General features: G+C 72.1%; 9 protein-coding genes. 2 read left to right on the top strand and 7 right to left on the bottom strand.

All coding sequences use genetic code 11. The features are described from left to right. Nucleotides 1–27 precede the first annotated feature (27 nt). The 4 genes from ACFYW3_RS29195 to ACFYW3_RS29180 are packed head-to-tail and all read right to left on the bottom strand — an operon-like array spanning nt 28 to nt 12188. Nucleotides 28–1335 carry a M18 family aminopeptidase gene (locus ACFYW3_RS29195; protein WP_389387857.1) on the bottom strand — a complete coding sequence of 436 codons (1308 nt, stop codon included), beginning with the start codon at nt 1333–1335 and terminating at the stop codon, nt 28–30. Beyond that, a complete protein-coding gene (locus tag ACFYW3_RS29190) occupies nt 1332–7421 on the bottom strand; it encodes a MupA/Atu3671 family FMN-dependent luciferase-like monooxygenase (RefSeq protein ID WP_389387856.1) in 6090 nt (2029 codons plus the stop codon). The genes ACFYW3_RS29195 and ACFYW3_RS29190 overlap by 4 nt, the downstream gene beginning before the upstream one ends. Then, nucleotides 7418–10921, bottom strand: a complete 3504-nt coding sequence (locus ACFYW3_RS29185; RefSeq protein ID WP_389387855.1) for a type I polyketide synthase — start codon at nt 10919–10921, stop codon at nt 7418–7420. The genes ACFYW3_RS29190 and ACFYW3_RS29185 overlap by 4 nt, the downstream gene beginning before the upstream one ends. Further along, nucleotides 10881–12188 carry an MFS transporter gene (locus tag ACFYW3_RS29180; protein ID WP_389387892.1) on the bottom strand — a complete coding sequence of 436 codons (1308 nt, stop codon included), beginning with the start codon at nt 12186–12188 and terminating at the stop codon, nt 10881–10883. Before ACFYW3_RS29180 ends, ACFYW3_RS29185 begins: the two co-directional genes overlap by 41 nt. A gap of 197 nt (nt 12189–12385) precedes the next feature. Here ACFYW3_RS29180 and ACFYW3_RS29175 point away from each other — a divergent pair, with 197 nt between their 5' ends. Further along, nucleotides 12386–13384, top strand: a complete 999-nt coding sequence (locus tag ACFYW3_RS29175) for a LuxR family transcriptional regulator (RefSeq protein ID WP_351750008.1) — start codon at nt 12386–12388, stop codon at nt 13382–13384. Nucleotides 13385–13598: 214 nt separating this feature from the next. Here the strand turns inward: ACFYW3_RS29175 and ACFYW3_RS29170 are convergent, their stop codons facing one another. Further along, nucleotides 13599–14507: a hypothetical protein gene (locus ACFYW3_RS29170; RefSeq protein ID WP_389387854.1), complete on the bottom strand. Its 909-nt coding sequence runs from the start codon at nt 14505–14507 to the stop codon at nt 13599–13601. Between the two features lie 370 nt (nt 14508–14877). On the opposite strand from ACFYW3_RS29170, the gene ACFYW3_RS29165 reads away from it, so the two are divergent. Next, nucleotides 14878–16302, top strand: a complete 1425-nt coding sequence (locus ACFYW3_RS29165; RefSeq protein ID WP_389387853.1) for a hypothetical protein — start codon at nt 14878–14880, stop codon at nt 16300–16302. Between the two features lie 289 nt (nt 16303–16591). On the opposite strand, the gene ACFYW3_RS29160 is transcribed toward ACFYW3_RS29165, so the two are convergent. Next, nucleotides 16592–17254: a contact-dependent growth inhibition system immunity protein gene (locus ACFYW3_RS29160; protein ID WP_389387852.1), complete on the bottom strand. Its 663-nt coding sequence runs from the start codon at nt 17252–17254 to the stop codon at nt 16592–16594. 40 nt (nt 17255–17294) lie between these two features. Next, nucleotides 17295–18050, bottom strand: coding sequence for a hypothetical protein (locus ACFYW3_RS29155; RefSeq protein WP_389387851.1), 756 nt, complete (start codon nt 18048–18050; stop codon nt 17295–17297). Nucleotides 18051–18091: the final 41 nt, after the last annotated feature.

The raw sequence follows: 18091 nt of genomic DNA, 5'->3' as shown, positions 1-18091 counted from the left end.
CGCCGCGGCCCCTGCGCGTACGGGACGTCAGCCCGTCGTGACGAACTCGGCGAGGGCCCGCGTCAGGTACCCGGGGTCGTGGGCGCCGACCAGCTCGCGCGCGGAGTGCATGGACAGGCCGGGAATGCCCACGTCCACGGTGGTCACGCCGAGTTGGGCGGCGGTGAGCGGTCCGATCGAGGTGCCGCAGGCCATCGCGTTGTTGGAGACGAACCGCTGCCACGGCACGTCGGCCCGCTCGCAGGCGGCGGCGAACGCGGCGAATCCGGTGCCGTCGGTGGCGTACCGCTGGTTGACGTTGACCTTCACCACGGGGCCGCCGTTGGGCAGCGGGTGGTTGTCCGGGTCGTGGCGCTCGCTGTAGTTGGGGTGCACGGCGTGCGCCATGTCGGAGGACACGCAGAACGACCCGGCGATGGCCCGCGACCAGTCCTCGCCGCCGCCTCCGCGACCGCTGACGGAGCGGTTCAGGATCCGCTCCAGCAGCGGGCTGCGGGCGCCGGTCTCGGAGCCGCTGCCGCACTCCTCGTGGTCGAAGGCCGCGAGCACGGGGATCCGCAGGCCCTCCGCCGGGACCGTGTTCCTCGCGTACGCGTCGGCGGCGGTCGTGAGCGCGGTGACGCCCGCGTGCACGGACACCAGGTTGTCCAGGCGCGAGGACACCAGGAACTCGCGTTCCTCGCCCAGGTGTCCGGGGGGCTGGATGTCGTGCAGCATCAGGTCCCAGCCGAGGATCTGATCGGGGTCCCGGTCGGCCGCGCGGGCGACACGGCGCAGCAGCGCGCCCGGCTCCGAGGCGCCCAGGGCCCAGATGGGCTGCGTCTGGCGCTGCCGGTCGAGGGCGAGGCCGTCGTTGACCGAGCGGTCCAGGTGGATGGCCAACTGCGGGACTCGGAAGAGGGGTTCGTCGATCTTGACGAGGGCGGAGCCGCCGTCGCGCAGGCTGATCCGGCCCGAGATGCCGAGGTCCCGGTCGAGCCAGGTGTTGAGCGGGACGCCTCCGTAGACCTCCACGGCGATCTGTCGCCAGCCGGCGGACGAGGTGTCGGGCGTGGGCTTGACCCGCAGGTTGGGCGAGTCCGTGTGCGCGCCGATGATGCGGAAGGGGGCGTGCGCGGGAGCCCCCTCGGGGACGTACCAGGCGATGAGGGCGCCGGCGCGGGTGATGAACCTGCCTCCGGTGCCGCCGGTCCATTCCTCGGTCTCGCTCAGCTCCGTGAAGCCGGCCTTCTCCAGGCGGCGGGCGGACTCGGCGACCGCGTGGTAGGGCGAGGAGCTGTCCTTCAGGAAGGCGAGCAGGTCCTCGGCTTGGCTGGGGTCGTTGACCAGAGTCATTCGGGTTCCGCCTCTCGGGGCGTCGGTTGAGTGCTGAGCAGGGCCGCGATCCGACGGTCGGGTTGGGCGCTCAGGTCTGCGAGCAGCGTTGCGTAGGAGGAAAGGAGGTCCTCGGCCGTGCGCCCGTCCCACAGGTCGGCCGAGTACTCCAGGAAGGTGCGGTAGCCGAGGGACGGGTCCCGGCGGGGTGAGAGCCCGAAGACGAGCTCGGCCCGGCACACCGGCGGTGCGAGGTCCTCCACCTCCACCTGGAGGCCGGGGATCTCGATGTCGGTGTCGGGGTAGTTCTGGAACCCGAGGACGTACGGCACCCGGTCGGGCACCTCGGTGGCCCCGGCCTCCCGCATCGCCCGCATGATGCGCGCGGTGGGCAGGACGTTGGCCATGACGGCCATGGCCTCCGCGCCGGTCCGGCCCACCAGGTCGGCGAAGCTCTCGTCCGGGTCGACGCGGACGCGGACCATGACGGCGGTCGTCGTCATCGCCACGAGCGATTCGAACTCGACGCGCTCGCGGTTGGCGTACGGGACGCTCACCAGGATGTCCCGCACGCCGGAGAGCCGGGCCAGGTGGACGCCGAGCGCCGCCACCGACACCGCGAACGGGGTGACCCTGCGGGCCGTCGCCAGCTTCTCGACGGCCGTGCGGACGGCCGCGGGCACCACGCCGCGGACCGTGCCGCCGTCGCCGCTGAGCTTCTCGGGCCGCGGCCTGTCCGTGGGGATGTCGGAACGGGTCGGCACGCCTTCGAGGTACGCGGCGCAGTACGCGGCCCGTCGTGCCTCGGTCGCGGGGTCCTTCGACGCCCTCTGGTGGCGGGCGTAGTCCGTCGGCTGGGAGGCGGGCGCCGCGAGCGCGTGCGGCCTGCCGGCCGCCGCGGCCGTGTACAGCTCGGCGAGCTCGGAGACGAGCATCGAGTGCGCCCAGCCGTCGGCGGCGATGTGGTGCAGGACGAACATCAGCAGCCACTCGTCCTTGGCGACCCGCAGCAGCTTCAGGGGGGCCAGCGTCGAACGGGTGATGTCGATGGGGGTGTCCGCCAGCCGGCGGCACACCCGGTCGGCCCGGGCGGTCCGCTGGGCGGGGGACAGACGGGTCAGGTCCTCGATCGGGAGGTGGACGGGCCGGGCGGCCAGGACCTCCTGCGTCCACTCGTGGTCGGTGCGGGGGTCCTGGGCGGGGCCGGGGTCCTGGGCGGGGGCTCGGCTCGTGTCGGGGTCCCGTCTGAAGCGCAGGCGCAGGCCCTGGTGGCGGGCGACCAGTTCGGTGAGCGCGGCGCGCAGCGCGTCGGGTTTCAGGGCGCCCCGGAAGCGGATCCTGGTGGGCACGTTCCAGACCTGCGGCTGCGGGAAGGAGTGGTGGCCCGCGATCATCCGCTCCTGCTGGTCGCTGACCGGCGCCCGCTCGACGACCTCGCCCTCGCGCGGGGCCGGGACCTTCGCGGGCCGGGCCGACGGCGGGTCCTGCGCGGTGGCCGGGTTCCGCCCACCGGCCGGGTCCAGACCACCGGCCGGGTCCTGCCCGACGGCCGGGTCCAGACCACCGGCCGAGTTCTGCCCGACGGCCGAGTTCTGCCCGACGGCCGAGTTCTGCCCGACGGCCGAGTTCTGCCCGACGGCCGGGTCCTGCCCGCCGGCCCGGTCCTGCCCGCCGGCAAGTCGGCGGGCCATCGCGCGCGGGTTGGCGTCCGCGAAGAAGTCCGCCATGGCGAAGTCGACGTCCAGCGTCTCGCGTACCCGGTTGATCAGGCGGATCGCCGAGATCGAGTTGCCGCCGAGATCGAAGAAGTCGCTGTCGTCGGGCACCTCTTCGACCTTCAGGACCGCCTTCCAGATCGTCCGCAGCTCCTCCGGGACCGGGCCGGCGGACGGCAGGGCGGCGGCGGGGGTCGCGAAGACGGCGGGGACGGCCGCGGTGTCCCGGACCCGTTCGGCGTGGCCGCCGGCCATCGCGGCGAGGATCCGGTCGAGGTCGTCCAAGTGGGCGCGCGCCGTCGCCGCGTCGAACAGATCGGCGTCGTAGCGCAGGCGCAACCGCAGGCCGCGACCACTGCGGATGGCCATCAGGGCCATCTCCAGCGGCGCCGACTCCGTACCGCCGGGCACCTCCCGGGCGCGCAGTCCGGGCAGGTGGACGCGGGTCAGGGGTGCGGTGTCGAGGTCGGCCGACACGGTGATCAGCGGTCGTGGGTTGCCCCGGTCGGGGTTGACGGCCGCCATCAGCGCGTCGAGGTCGACGTGTTGGTGGGCGTCGGCGTCGAACAACGCGTCGCGGGTGGCGCGCACGGCGTCCGTGAGGGACGTCGTGTCCGTCAGGGAGACCGGCAGGGGCAGTACGGAGACGTGGAAGCCGACCGTGCCGGAGGTCTCGGGCGTACGTCGGCCGAAGGTGGAGCCGACGACGAACTCGTCCTGCCCGGACCGCTCGCGCAGGACGAGCTGCCAGCCGGTCAGGAGTGCGGCGAAGAGCGTGACGCCCCGCTGCCCGCTCCATTCCTGGAGTGCGGAGGTGCGGGCGGCGTCGAGGCGGATCTCGGCGGCCGCGCCCCTCCCGGCCACCCGGCGGCCCCGGGGCCGGTCGGTGGGCAGGGCGAGCACGGGCGGCGGCGGGGTGAGCCGGTCCCGCCACCAGCGCAGGTCGGCCGGGTCGCGTTCGGGTTCGGGTGCGCCGACCGTGGTGCCGGCGGGCGCGGTGAAGCGGGCGGCGCGGCCTTCGACGGCGGCCGTGTAGAACTCCTCCAGGTCGGCGGCGAGCAGGGTGGCGGAGTGCCCGTCGGTGACGATGTGGTGCATGCCCAGGACGAGAACGTGCTCGTCGTCGGCGAGGGCCAGCAGGCGCGGGGTGAACAGCGGTCCCTCGGCCAGGTCGTACGGCCGCCCGCTCTCCCGGGTCAGGACGGCGGCGACGGCGGCGTCCGTGTCGGCGTGGTCCCGCAGGTCGCTCGACCGCAGCTCGATGTCCGCGTCGGCCCGGACGACCTGGAGGACCGTCTCGTCCCCGGTGCCCGCGCGGAACACGGTCCGCAGCGCGGCGTGCCGCTCCACGAGGCCGGCGACGGCCTCGCCGAGGGCCGCCGTGTCCAGGGCGCCGCTCAGGCGTACCGCCTGGATCTCGTTGTAGGCGGCCGGGTCCCCGATGAGCTGGGACGCCAGCCAGATCCGGCGCTGGGCGTCGCTCGCGGGCGCGGACACCTCGACCGGCCCCTCGACGGCCCCGACCCCGGTCTCGGTCTCGGCTTCGGCTTCGGCTTCGGCTTCGGCTTCGGCTTCGGCTTCGGCTTCGGCTTCGGCTTCGGCTTCGGCTTCGGCTTCGGCTTCGGCGGCAACCTCGCCGGGGTCGTGGAACCGTCCCCGCAGCGCGTCGAGCCGTTCCAGTCCGGACCTCATCAGGTCGGCCGGCATGCCGAAGTCGACGAGGGAGGCGATCTCGTCGACGCCCGCCCGTCGCAGTGCCTCGACCACGGGGGCGCAGGTCTCGGGCGTGCCGATCAGGGCGCGTTCGTCGCAGTACCGGTCGTACGCCCGACGGAAGAGGTAGTCGAGGTCCTCGTCGCTCGCCCCGGCCACGTCCCGGGGACTGCTCGCCAGTGCCCCCGCGGCCGAGCGCATCTGGAGCGAGGACCGCAGGTAGCGGCTCATCGGCTCCAGCGCCTGCGCCCGGGCCGTCGCGTGGTCCTCCCCGAGGTACGTGTGCAGGAGTACGGTCACGCGGCCCGCGTCGGGGTCGAGGCCGTGCCGCTCGCGCACCTTGCGGTAGTGGGCGACGTTGTCCGCCAGCTCGGCGATCGTCTGGTTCATCAGGTTGGTGACGATGCCCAGGTCGCGCTCCGCCGCCTCCTCGTACGAGTCCCGGCGCCCGGAGGTGGCCAGGAACATCGGGGGCTCGGCCTGTACCGGGCGGGGGTGGACGCGGATCCCGACCTCCGTGCCGCTCCCCGTGGTCCGGCGCAGGGTTCCGCCGCGCCACAGGGTCCGTACGTCGTCCAGGTGGGCGAACCCGATCTCCTTCCGGCGCGCGAAGCGGTCCGGGTGGAGGGCGAAGTCCTGGGCGTGCCAGCCGGTGGCGCAGCCGATGCCCACCCGCCCGCCGGAGAGGTTGTCGACGACCGACCACTCCTCGGCGACACGGACCGGGTCGTGCAGCGGCAGGACGACGGAGCCGGCGTTCAGCCGGATGCGGTCGGTCTCCCGGGCCAGCGCGGACGCGAGGACGGACGGGTTGGGGAAGAGGCCGCCGAAGGAGTGGAAGTGCCGTTCGGGGACCCACAGCGAACTGAAGCCGCGCTCGTCGGCGAAGCGCGCCGTCTCGATGATCCGCGCGTACGCGTCGGCGGGGCGCGGCGCGTGCCCGTCGGCGTCGCCGGGGCCGGGGCCGTCGTGGGCGTCGGGGTAGTCGCCGAAGAAGTACATCCCGAAGTCGGGGGCGGGCCGGGGGCGGGCGGGCCGCGCGGCCGGCCGCGGCCTCGACCGGACGCCCGCGCGGGTGGTGGGGAAGAAGCCGCCGGCGCGCAGGGCGCGCAGCGAGTCCTTCACCGCGTCGGAGACCCGCTCGACGTCGCCGTCGGTGTGGGCGGTGGACAGGTAGAAGCTGCGCCACTCCCAGACGTAGACGCCGCGCGTCAGCAGGTGTTGGTAGAGCAGTTCCATGTCGGCCCGGTGGGTGAACCGGAACATGGATCCGAAGTGGGCCAGTTCCAGGGGGAATTCCTCGTCCCGGAAGAAGGCGTTCAGGTCGTCGGCGAAGGCGTCGGTCCTGGCGTTGAGCCGCTCCTGGAGGGCGGGGCCCTCGGCGGTGAGGTGGGTGAGGACCGCCTTGGCCGCCGCCATGGACAGCGGGTGCTGCATGTACGTGCCGCCGAAGAACGTCGTCTCGACCTCGGGCCGGCTGTCGTCGCCGTACCGCCAGAAGCCGCCGTCCACCCCGTCCAGGATGTCCGCGCGGCCGGCGATCGCCCCGATCGGGAAACCGCTGCCCAGCGCCTTGCCGTAGGTGGCGAGGTCGGGGACGACGCCGAAGTGGTGCTGTGCGCCACGGGGGTGGGGGCGCAGGCCGGTGAGCATCTCGTCGAAGAGCAACACGATGCCGCGCCGCCGGGTGAGTTCGCGCAGGGTGCGCAGGAACTCGACGGGGCGCAGTGCGGGGTTGCGGCACTGGACCGGTTCCACGATGACGGCGGCGATGGTGTCACCGAGCGCGTCGATGGTCTCCAGGGCGCCCTGGCTGCCGTATTCGAGGACGAGGAGTTCGGCGACGGCGCTGTCCGGGATGCCCCGGGTGACGGGCACGGCGCGCCCGACGTCCGGGCCGGGGCGGCCCAGTACCGAGTCGATGTGCCCGTGGTAGGAGCCGCGGAACATGACGACGCGGTCGCGCCCGGTGGCGGCGCGGGCGAGGCGCAGGGCGGCCGAGTTGGCCTCCGTGCCGGAGTTGGCGAACGCCACCCGTTCCAGGCCGGTGAGGTCGGCGAGGAGTTGGGCGGCCTCGCCGGCCTCGACCGGCCGGGGGCCGAACCGCAGGCCGTCGTCGAGGTGCTCGCGCACGGCCGCCGTGACGAACTCCGGCTCGTGCCCGAAGAGCAGGGCGCCGAAGCCCATCGTGATGTCGGTGTACTGGTTGCCGTCCACGTCGGTGAGCCGAGCGCCGCGCGCCGAACGGGCCACCAGCGGGTACAGGGTCTCCTTGGTGGAGCGGCGGAAGCCGACGACGGCCCGGCTGTCGGCCAGTACGGCTCGTCGGCTCTGGGCCAGCTCCTTCGACGTGCGGGTGCTCTCGACCAGGCGGCGGCCGAGCTCGGCAGCATGAGCGCGCTGGGCACCGTCCGCGCCGTCGCCGGCCATCCCGGAGCCCACGGGCAGCACGACGCGCGGACCGTGCGAGGGCGGCGACGGCGGTGTCGGCGGTGGTGTCGGCTCGGGCGGCGGCGTCGGCTCGGGCAGGGGTGGTGGTGGCGGCGCGGGCAGGGGCGGCGGGGTCGGCGCGGGTGGCGTCGGCTCGGAGGGCGGTGCGAGGCGGGCCCTGGCGGCGGCGAGCTGCGCCGTGAGCTGCCGGGAGAGCGCGGCGGCACGGTCTGCCGCGGTGCCGCTCATCGGGCGCGCTCGGCACCGAGCAGGGCCACGGCCTCGGAGAGCTGCACCAGCATGGAGGCCTGGGTCTCGGCCAGCAGCTCGATCTGGCGGCTCAGCTCGGCGATCTCCGCGCGGTGCGCGTACTCGATGGCGGGCGCCTGCACGGGTGCGGGTGCGGGTGCCTGTACGGGTGCGGGTGCGGGTGCCTGTACGGGTGCGGGTGCCGGTGCGGGTGCCGGTGCGGGCAGGGGTGCGGGTGCGAGCACGGTCAGCGGGGCGGGCTCCGGGGGCTCGGAGAACACCGAGGCGCCCGAGCCGCCCGAGCCGCCCGAGGAACCGGATGCGGCCGAGGAACCGGAGCCGCCCGAGCCGCCGGAGGAACCGGATGCGGCTGAGGAACCGGACGCGCCCGAGGAACCGGATGCGCCGGAAGAACCGGACGCGCCCGAGGAACGCGAGGCGATCAGGCGGGCCGTCAACTCCGGGGTGCCCGCGTCCTCCAGCACGTCGCGGATCGCGATCCGCACCCCGAACTCGGCCTCCAACTGCTTCAACATGCCGATGAGTTGCAGCGAGTCGGCGCCGAGACCGATGAACGTCTGCCCGGCGCGCACCTCGGCGAGGTCGTAACCGAGGTGGCGCGCGGTGAGTTCGAGTACGCGCTTGAGTACGTCCCGTTCGGTCATGCCGTCCTCCATCGAGCCTTGGTTCGTGGGTGCGCGGTCCGCCTCGGGACCGGAATGCGGTGGGGGCCCGGTCCAGTACGAGCGGTGCTGGAAGGGGTACACGGGCAGCGGGACGCGCCGACCGGCACAGCCGTCGAGGAGCGCCGCCCAGTCGATGGCGACGCCGGCGCAGTGCAGTCGGGCCACCGCGGTCCACGGGCCGTCCGGATCGCCGCCCTCGCGCCGGCCGGGCCCGGCGGGCTGGGTGGGGACGCAGGTGGCGTCGGGTACCGCCCGGCGGGCCAGGCCGGTCAGGGGTGCGCCGTGTCCGAGTTCGACGAGGACTCCGACGGGCGCGAGGGTGTCCAGCACGGCGTGGAAGTCGACCGTGTCCCGGGCCTGACGGACCAGGTAGTCGGCGTCGGGCAGCCACCCGACCGGCCGGGTCCGGCCGTCGAGCCCGCTGACGAAATCGACCTGTACGGGGCGGAGTTCGACCTTGTCTGCCACGGCGCGGAACTCGTCCAGGACCGGGTCGAGGAGCGCGGTGTGGAAGGCGCGGTCGACGGGCAGCGGTTCGCTCGGCTCCCCGCGTTCGGCGAGCCAGGAGCGGGCCGCCTCCACCACGGCCGGCGGGCCGGCGACGACGTACTGCGCGGGCCCGTTGGACACGGCCGTTTCGAGGCGGCCGTGCGCCGACCGTCCGAGGGCGTCGAGGAGTTCCCGTACCCGCTCCAGGGGGCTGAACACGGCCAGCATGGCGCCGGGCTCGGTGTCCTGCATGAGCCTGCCGCGCCGGCACAGCACCCGCATGCCGTCCTCGACCGTGAGGGCGCCCGCGACGCACAGGGCCGCGTACTCCCCCACGCTGTGCCCGGCGACCACGGCCGGGGTCACGCCCAGGTGCCGCCACAGCCGGGCCTGGGCGACCTGGAGGGCGAAGATCGCCGGTTGGGCGAAGTCGGTGTCCCACCGGCCGGGTCCCTCGCCGGCGACGATCCGGTCGAGGAAGTGGTCCTCTCCGGTCTCCTCCCGGTGGATCCGGGCGCACTCGCGGAGCACCTCGGCCGCCGGCGGGAAACGCGCGGCGAGTGCGGCGGCCATCCCGGGCCGGCCGCCGCCCTGGCCACTGAAGACGAACGCGGGCGCGGTCGGGGCCTGCGCCTCGACCGTCCCGGTGTGGTGGGCGGTGATCCCCTCGGTGTCGGCCGGCGCCCTGCCGGTACGGGCGAAAGCGCCCTCGGTACGGGCGAGGGGGGCCGCCGCGCCGGCCGCGGAGAGGTCCGCCGCGCCGTCGTACCGCGCCGGGTCCGCGAGGTACGCGTCCAGCGCCTCGGCCAGGTGCCCGGCGGGCGCGGTGACGACGAGCCGGTGGCGCAGGTGCCGCCGGCCGAGGGCCAGGGTGGTCAGCACGTCGGCGGGGGCGAGGTCCGGGCGTCCGCGCAGGGTGTCGCGCAGCGCCCTGGCACTGTCCTCCAGGGCTCGGGGGCTCTGCGCCGACAGGGGCAGCAGGGCGGGGATCGGGCCGCCGTGGGGGCGCGCGGGGGCGGGCGGGGCCTCTTCGAGGATCACGTGCGCGTTGGTGCCGCCCATGCCGAGGGAGTGCACGCCCGCCCGGCGCGGCCCGTCCGCGGCCCAGGGCGCGGCCTGCCGGGGCAGCGTGAACGGGCTGTCCTCGACGCCCAGCAGGGGGTTGGGGCGGGTGAGGTTCACCAGCGGGGGGATCGTGGCGTGCCGCAGGACGAGGAGGGCCTTGATCAGTCCGGCGAGGCCGGCGGCGCTGTCCAGGTGCCCGATGGCGGGCTTGGTGGAGCCGAGGGCGCAGAATCCGGTGCGGTCGGTGTGCCGCCGGTAGGCCTCGGTGAGCGCGGCGAACTCGATCGGGTCGCCCTTGTAGGTGCCGGTGCCGTGGGCCTCCAGGTAGCCGATCGTGTCGGCCCCGACGCCCGCGTCGGCCAGTGCCCCGAGCACCGCGTCCCGCTGGCCCGCGACGCCGGGGGCCGCGAAACCGGCCTTGTCCGCGCCGTCGTTGGTCACCGCGGAGCCCAGGATCACCCCGTACACGGTGTCCCCGTCGGCGAGCGCCCTCGCCAGGGGCTTGAGCAGGACGGCGGCGACCCCGTTGCCGCCGACCGTGCCGTCGGCCGCCGCGTCGAAGGCCCGTACGGCACCGGTCCGGGAGATCGTCGACCCGCGCACGTGCCGGTGCCCGGTGACCTGCGGCAGGTGCAGTGCGGCGGAGCCCACCACCATCAGGTCGGCGTCGCCGGCGAGCAGCGCCTGGCAGGCCAGGTGGACGGAGACCAGGCCGCTTGAGCAGGCGGTGGCGACGTTGACGGCGGGCCCGGTGAGTCCGAGCCGGAAGGCGGCGCGGTTGGCGGTGAAGTCGGGGTAGTTGCCGACCTGGATCTGCTTGACCTCGGCCCAGTCACCCGAAACACCCGGGGCGCCCGAAGCACCCGGCCGGCCGATCTGGTTCGCGAGGTAGCTGTGCAGGGAGTACAGGCGGTAGCCGATGCTCGCGTACACGCCGACCCGCTCGGAGGTACCGGCGTGGCCGCCGTCCTCCAGCGCGTGGTGGCAGCACTCCAGGAACAGCCGCTGCTGGGGATCGGTCAGGGTGGCCTCGCGGCCGCTCATCCCGAAGAAGGCGGCGTCGAAGCCGTCGATGTCGGGCAGCAGCGCGCTCGCGCCGGTGAAGTCAGGGGCCCGGTAGAGGTCTTCCGGTAACCCGGCGGACGCGAACTCGGCCTCGGTGAAAGGGCGTACGTGCGATGCGCCGGAGCGGATGTCGTCCCAGTACCGCTCGGGTGTGTCAGCCCCCGGAAACCTCAGCGCCATCCCGATGACTGCCACGCGCCGGTCCTGCATCGCCGCTCCCTCCCTCGTCGCTGTCCGCCGTCGCCTTCCGCGACGCGTTGCGCTGCCAGAGCACCTGCGCCACGAAGACCAGGGCCACGACGATGGCGGCGCCGTGCGCGACGGCGACGACCGACAGCGGGGTGAAGGCGTCCAGCGCGGTCGCGACCACGATCATCCCGACGCCGAAGCCGAGGTTCTCGACGGTGGCGGAGAGCCCGAAGGCGTGGGTGCGCAGGCCGCTCGGGAGGGTCTGCAGGTGCGAGGTGTACGAGACCTCGGTGAGCCCGTCGGCCGCCCCGGCGAGCAGGGCGATCACGATCGTCGCGACCCACGGGAACCCGGCGAAGGCCAGGATGAACGTCGCCGACATCACGATGGTGCCGAGGCCGAAGCCGAGGGATCCGACGGCGCGTTCGGTGCGCTTCGCGTACCGGCGCAGCACCTGCTGGGCGAGGACGTTGCCGATGGCCCAGACGCACCAGAAGACGCTGACGAAGACGGCCGGGGAGTCGGCATCGAGTCGGGTGGAGTACACGGGCAGGGCCGCGTTGTGCGAGGACGATCCCAGTGCGTCGACCCCGCGCAGTGCCACCATGAGCAGCAGGGCGGGGGCGGCTCCCAGCGCGGCGAGCGCGGCGGAGGACCGGACCTTCCCCTTCGCGCCCTTCGTCCCCTCGGCGCCCTCCGGGTCGCCCTTGCCCTCCGGGTCGTCGGCCGTGTCGTCGGCCGCGTCCCGGGTCATCGGCAGCAGGGCGACGGTGAGCGCGCAGACCAGGAAGGTGCCCATGTCCGCGAGGAAGGCGGCGGTGTAGCCCATCAGCGAGACCACGACGCCCGAGGAGGCGAAGCCGGCCACCATGGCCATGGAACGCCAACTGACCATCAGCGAGTTGGCCCATGTGGTGCGGCCCTCGCCGACCATGTGCGGGATCGAGCTGCGGAACGCGACCATGAACAGGGTGCCCGCGGCGCCGACCACTGCGGAGACGGTGAACAGCGAGGCCGTGTGGTACGCGTCCGGCACCACCACGAGGAGCAGCATCGCCGCCGCCTGGAGCAGGTTGGCCCAGAGCATCGCGCCCTTGGCGGACCAGCGGGCCAGGAGCGGTCCGGCGACCAGGCCGGTCAGGAACCCGGCGGCGAACCGCACGGTCATGAACGCACCGACGGCCAGGGCCCGGTCGGTCACCGCGTACACGTAGAGGTTCAGCGCGACCAGGTTGAGGAAGGTGCCGTACGAGGAGATCGCGTAACCGGCCACCAGGATCCGGTACCGACGCTCCTTGAGAGCCGTGCCGGAGGTCACGGACGGGCCTGTTGCGCGAAGGCGTCGTCCCGAACCGAACCAGACATGGATGACTTCCCCCTCGAACGCCCGCGCAACGTGCCTGGCGAACATAAACCGACGGCCCTGCGCTCATAGGGATATCGGGTTGCACGAATGTAATGTGCACAGTTGTGAAGCAAGATCATTTCGGCACAGTCGGATGCGATTGCGACGAATCGCCCCCAAACCCCCAGCCCTGCAAGGCGGCCCTGACCGCCTACCGCACGGCGCTGCGCGAGGGCCGCGCCCCGCGCGAGGGGCTGCCGCCCTGCCTGTGGAGGCTCCATCTCGTCATGGAGGACCGCGAGGACCCGGGGTACGCCGTACCCGTCACACCCGCCGCCGCGACCTTCGCCACGCTGGGCCCGCTGGAGGACCTCCTGACGGAGCGGCGCCGGTCCGTGCGCGCCGCGAAGGCCCGGCTGTCCGTCTTCGAGGCGGTGTACGCGCAGGAGCAGGACGCGGCGCGCCCCGCCCCGGTCCGGCTCGTCGGCCAGGACGTCATCAGCGCCACGCTGGAGGCGGCCGTAGGTAGTTGCCGGGAGGAACTGCGCACCGTACAGCCCGGGGGCGGACGCCCCGAAGGGGCCCTCAGCGAGGCCCTGGAGCGAGATCTGCGCGCGCTGGAACGGGGCGTGCGCCAACGGACCCTGTACCAACACACCGTCCAGACGCACCGCCCCACCATGTGGTACATCGAGCAGGTCACGGCAGCCGGCGCCGAGGTCCGCAGCCAGGCGGAGATCATCGAGCGCGTCATCATCTGCGATCAGGACGTGGCGTTCATCCAACTGTCCGACGAGCCGGCCGAGGGCGCACTGCACATCGGCGACCCGTCGCTGGTGCGTTTCCTGACCCGGTACTTCGACCAGACCTGGGAGCGTTCCACGCCGATCCTCCCCACCGGTTCGGCGTCACGCGGCCCGATCGTCACCTCCGACCTGCAACGAACCATCCTGCGCGCGGTGATCGGCGGCGAGACCGACAGCTCCATCGCCCGCCGGCTGGGGATGAGCCGTCGCAGCGTCGCCGAACACATCCGCAAAGTCTCGCTGGCACTGGGCAGCGGGAGCCGGGCCCAACTCGGCTACCTCCTGGCCGCGTCGGGCCTCCTGGACGACGAAGCCTGACGCCTGGTGCTGTGGGCGGGTCGGGGCGGGGATTCGGGCGGCGCGGAGGGACAGGCGCCGTTCGGGCGGCGCGGAGGGATCACCGCCGCTGACGGATCACCGCCGTTGAGGGATCACGGCTGTTGAGGGATCGGCTGCGCGGAAGGCTCGGCGCCGCCGGGCCCGGGCCCGGGCCCGGGCCCCGGGCCCGGGTCCTCTCCGATGCGTCTTCACGTCAGACCTGTTCCCAGGGCTCGGGATCAGGGCGGCGAAGCCACCACCAGCCGACCGAGGCCTCTTCGAACCCGCCCTTCGGCGCTCCGCGAAGGCTTCCCGAGGGATCCTCCTCCGTTGCCGCGGCGAACCGGCCGTCCACTTCCTTCAGGGCCTTGTCGAGCAACTCGGCGACTTCGCGGGGCAGCCGGCAACCCAGCCAGGCGAGTTCGTCCCTGGCTGCCAACCGCTCTCGGTAGAGATCAAGGGGATACCACCCCGACGGCGCCCACCCGGACTCCAGTTGTCGGACGAGTCGCTCCCACACGAGCAGGTTGCCCCGCGCGGACCGGACGGGGCTGCCGGTTCCGTCATCGAGGGAGTGCCGCGTCCGTTCCGAGGCTGCTCGCCGCATCCGCTCCACCGATGCCGCGAAAGCCTCCGTCACGGGTGTGTCCGGCTTCTGCTCCCGCACGATCTCGGCGAATCGGGTCACGATCGCCCGGGGCAGTTGCGGCACCGGCGCCTCGACGGCGGTGACCTCGTAGAGCGGTGGTTCGTCGTCGGAGAGTTCGAGCCGGGCGCGGGTGAGGAGGCCCTCGGGCGTCACGGCCCAATAGGCGCTCGGGGGGGCCTCGGTCGCGGGGAACAGGACTGTCGTCGTGACCGCCTTCGCGAACCTGGCGGCGAGCTCGGACTCAAGCGGCCGGTCAGCCGGCTCGTCCTGAACGTGGATGTCCAGCGACCACGCGATGTCACCGTGGACCGCGCGGTGTTCACACGCGACGGGCGCGTCCCAGTTCCGGAGATCGGGGTCACCGTCCGGATCGGCCACCACCACGTCACCGACCGGGAGACCAAGGATCCCGGCAAGTGCGACGCCCATGGTCTCGGGGTTGATCGCGCCGACGGAAAGGAGGTTGTACGTCACGGACACGTCCCGTCGTGGATGGCCGGAGCTTCTCGACAGCACCTGAGAACACCCTCTCAGCAAGGACGAACCGGGACCACCGGCCTGTGTCACACGCCGCGGAACGCGCTCCCCGGATCGGAGTCGTCCCGCAAGGTCGACTCCCCGCCGCACGCCCGGCTCGTATCAGCCGACGTGTGCGTGGCTTCCACGCCGGGCGCACCGACGCCGCTTTCACGGAGCCCGCGCCGGATGCCCAAGTGAACGCGCCGCCGGTCGCCGGGAGGGAGCGATCCTCTGCCATGGGCGTGTGGTCAGCCCTGGTAGCGTCGCCAAACGCTTGATCATGTGGCAATACCGAGGGGCCACGGGGGCGAAGGGGGAGAGCGGCATGCGTGGGGCCAGGTCGGTGGGCGGGGTTGTGTTGGCGGCGGTCCTGGTGGTGGGCTGTAGCGGTGGCAACGGTGACGGCCGAGAGCAGGACAAGAACGGAATCACTCAGCCGGGCGACGAGGCCAAGCCGCTCGCCGCGCTGCAGGTGCCGTCGGCCTACGACCCGGCCAAGGGCTGGGACGCGACCTTGACCTGGGTTCCGGGCGTGGTGCGGACGATCCCCGTGACCGCCGCACCGCGCTCGGGTGTGATCGCCATGATGCGCGCCGCCCCCAACGGGTACACCGTCGAGGCGCGGGCCGCCGACACCGGCAAGCCCCGCTGGTTCTCCGGGCCTTGGAACCCGCCCACGCCGGTCGAGGGTGCGCAGGGCGACGCGGAATCCGGTCGGGCGGGGGAGATCCCGGACGTGATGACGATCGAACAGGACGGACGCGAGTACCTGCTCGCCTACGCGCACGGAATGCGGGGCAAGGATTCCCTCCACGAGGGGGCGGAGGTGGTGCGGCTCGCCGTGTACGCCGCCGATGCCTCGGGCTCCTCGGTCAAGCCGCTGCGCGAAATCGACGTCCCCGTCTCGGCAGACCCCGGTGAGGTGCGCGTGGGATCGACCGGTGGACGGATCCTGGTCGCCTGGGGTTCGGACGAGGCCTTTCCCGAATCGGCGGCGGCGGTGGACGTGGCGACCGGAAAGGTCGACGCGTACGAGAAGCCGAACGGCATGCTCCCCCAGTGCGCGACGACGGTGGCCTGCGCCACCAGCCACGTGATGGCGGCCACGGCAGACGGCCCGCTGGTGGGCATGAGTACCGGAGGCTTCGGCATCCCGGGCCGCTGGTTCAGTGACGCCGTACGACCGAGTGGCATCAAACCGCAGACGGGCCTTGTCGGCTTGTGGAACGGCCATGTGTACGGCGTCGCCGGTGGCCACGTTCTCGCGGGCTGGTCGACGGGCGGCACGTTCGGCGCTCCGAACGCCCCCCTGTGGTCGGTGCACGATGTGCGAACGGGCCGGCTCAAGGCGCGCATGACCTGCGCCCACCCCGTCACGGACTCCAACAAGGCTCGCGACTACCCCATGATCACCTCACCCGACGGCCGCTTCCTGGCAGCCGGGCCCGTGGTCTTCGACCTGAAGCGCGGCAAGGGCATCTGTCTGGAGAGCGACGGCAATCGCAAGACGATCGCGCTCGCCTCGATCCGCGACGACGGCACGGCGTACGGGGCGGTCCAGGAAGAGTCGGCGGCCGACGGCGCGGAAACGGTCACCGCGGAACTGAACCTGACGACCGACACGGGTGAACCGAAGGCTCTCGGTGCAGGTACGACAGCTCCGTACCTCACCAACGTGAACGGGTCGGGCCTGTTCTTCGGTCGTGACGATGACGGGCACGTGCGGGTCTCGCTGCGACGCGAACGCTGACCCCGTCCCCGCCTGCGGCAATCCGTGCGACACGTGCCCCCTTCTCCCTTGAAGGGGAGCGTGGCACGTCTCAAGGCTGTTGGCAGTGCCGTTGTTGACCGGTGACGGTGGGGCACGTCGAGGAGGTTCCCTCCCGCACCGAAACTGCGGGTGTTGTCGACAGAGCAGGACAGGGCTGGGCCGGGGCGAGCCGGGCCGGGGCGGGGCGAGCCGGGCCGGGGCGAGCCGGGCCGGGGCGAGCCGGGACGAGCCGGGTACCGACCACCAAGCTGTGCCGACCACCTGCCATTCATCCCGCCGTTTGATGGAGAACGATCTCCCGCACATCTGCCAGCCATTGGCGCAGCCGTACACCCTTGGGTGGAAGAATACTGAGCCCCAGTGTCACCGCCGACTTCTTGAGCAGTTGATCTGATGCGTTGAGGCTCAGGAATTCATGGATCTCGTCCGCCAACTGCCGGAGGTCGCTCTCCGAAATGTCTGACATGTAGTCGTCCAGAGCCTCCTGGTGCGAGGAGTACTCCAGCGAGAAGTCTTGGTGGAAGTACGCTCCCAGCAGGTGTGAGAGTTCAGGAAAACGCTCTTTCCATTCCCATGCGGTCTGGGGCGACGTCTGGGAGGGAGCCACCGGCTCCGCGAGGAACTGCCGGAGGTGCCCGCCGATCACGGCAAGGCAGCCCTCCACCGTCTTCCCGCGGGGAGGGCGGATGTGGGGCAAGAGGTCGACGTCATCCGCGATCGCGTCGTTGAACAGACCGGTCTCGAGGAGGTCTTCGATTTCGGCTGCCGCCTCGGCTGCGCACGCGGGGTCGATCGCTGCCTGCCTGAGGTAAGCACTGAGCGCGGCTCCGCTGCGGCCCTCCGTGTCATCGAAGACGTAGCCGGTCACTTCATAAGAGCACAGCAGCCGGCGCAGCTCACGGAAACGATCGTTCGACGGTGTCAGATTCACGCCCCCGGAGGGCAAATTATCAGGACCGCGGATCAGCGATTCATCTCTCAATTGAATTCACCCCGCCAGTGCCTTGAATTTCCACGAGAATCCTTCCGAGTTCAGCCAAGGATTCCTTGGTGAGCAATGAAGGGTTCTCCTCGAGTATCAATCTGACATTATCCTTCACCTGCTGAAGCGCGAGCTCGTCAACTGCGCTCAACTCTAGCGAACCACCCTCGCCCTCGATCCGAGCATGACGCAGAATCTCCATCTGATCATCACTGAAGAGCCTGGCCATCAGGGCTGCCGCAAAGCGTGCCGACGCCTCTTCGCTGCCCATGCTCACTCGATCCTCGAGTTCGGCAATCACTTCTCGCGAGCGCCCTGGAGGTGCGGATCCAATCAAGGTGACCGACTCATCGGGTGCTCCTGAGCTGCCATCCTTGCGAGTCCGAGAAAATCGCTTGCGCGTCGACTTCGCGAATGGAAGAGCCTGATCTTTCCACCACCTGTTGAGGCGCGGCGCAGTCCACGCCGCAAATTTGATGAGAATGATCAGGGCTTCGGCTATCTCCTCGGGCTCCAGGCGCTCCCGCGATCGGGAATCCGAATCGCAGTCACGCCCGCTTGCACCGACGAAGAGCGGCGGTGGCTCCGCTGTCGAGTCTTCTTCGCCCTCGCCGTCAGGAATGAACGTGCCGTGCCCAACGAGGCGCCCTTCGCCATCATACAAATTATGGTGCAGGCCACCATCTTTTGACTGACCAGGAGTCAGCCCATCGGGATACTCAAAACGGCCACTGACGCTAGCCATTTCCACTCCTCTCAAAAATGTGCACGGCAGATCCCCCGGCC

This window comes from Streptomyces sp. NPDC002602, from assembly GCF_042889445.1.
Classification (GTDB): Bacteria; Actinomycetota; Actinomycetes; order Streptomycetales; family Streptomycetaceae; genus Streptomyces.
The sequence above is the reverse complement of the archived record's forward strand: the minus strand, read 5'-3'. Positions and strand labels throughout refer to the sequence as shown.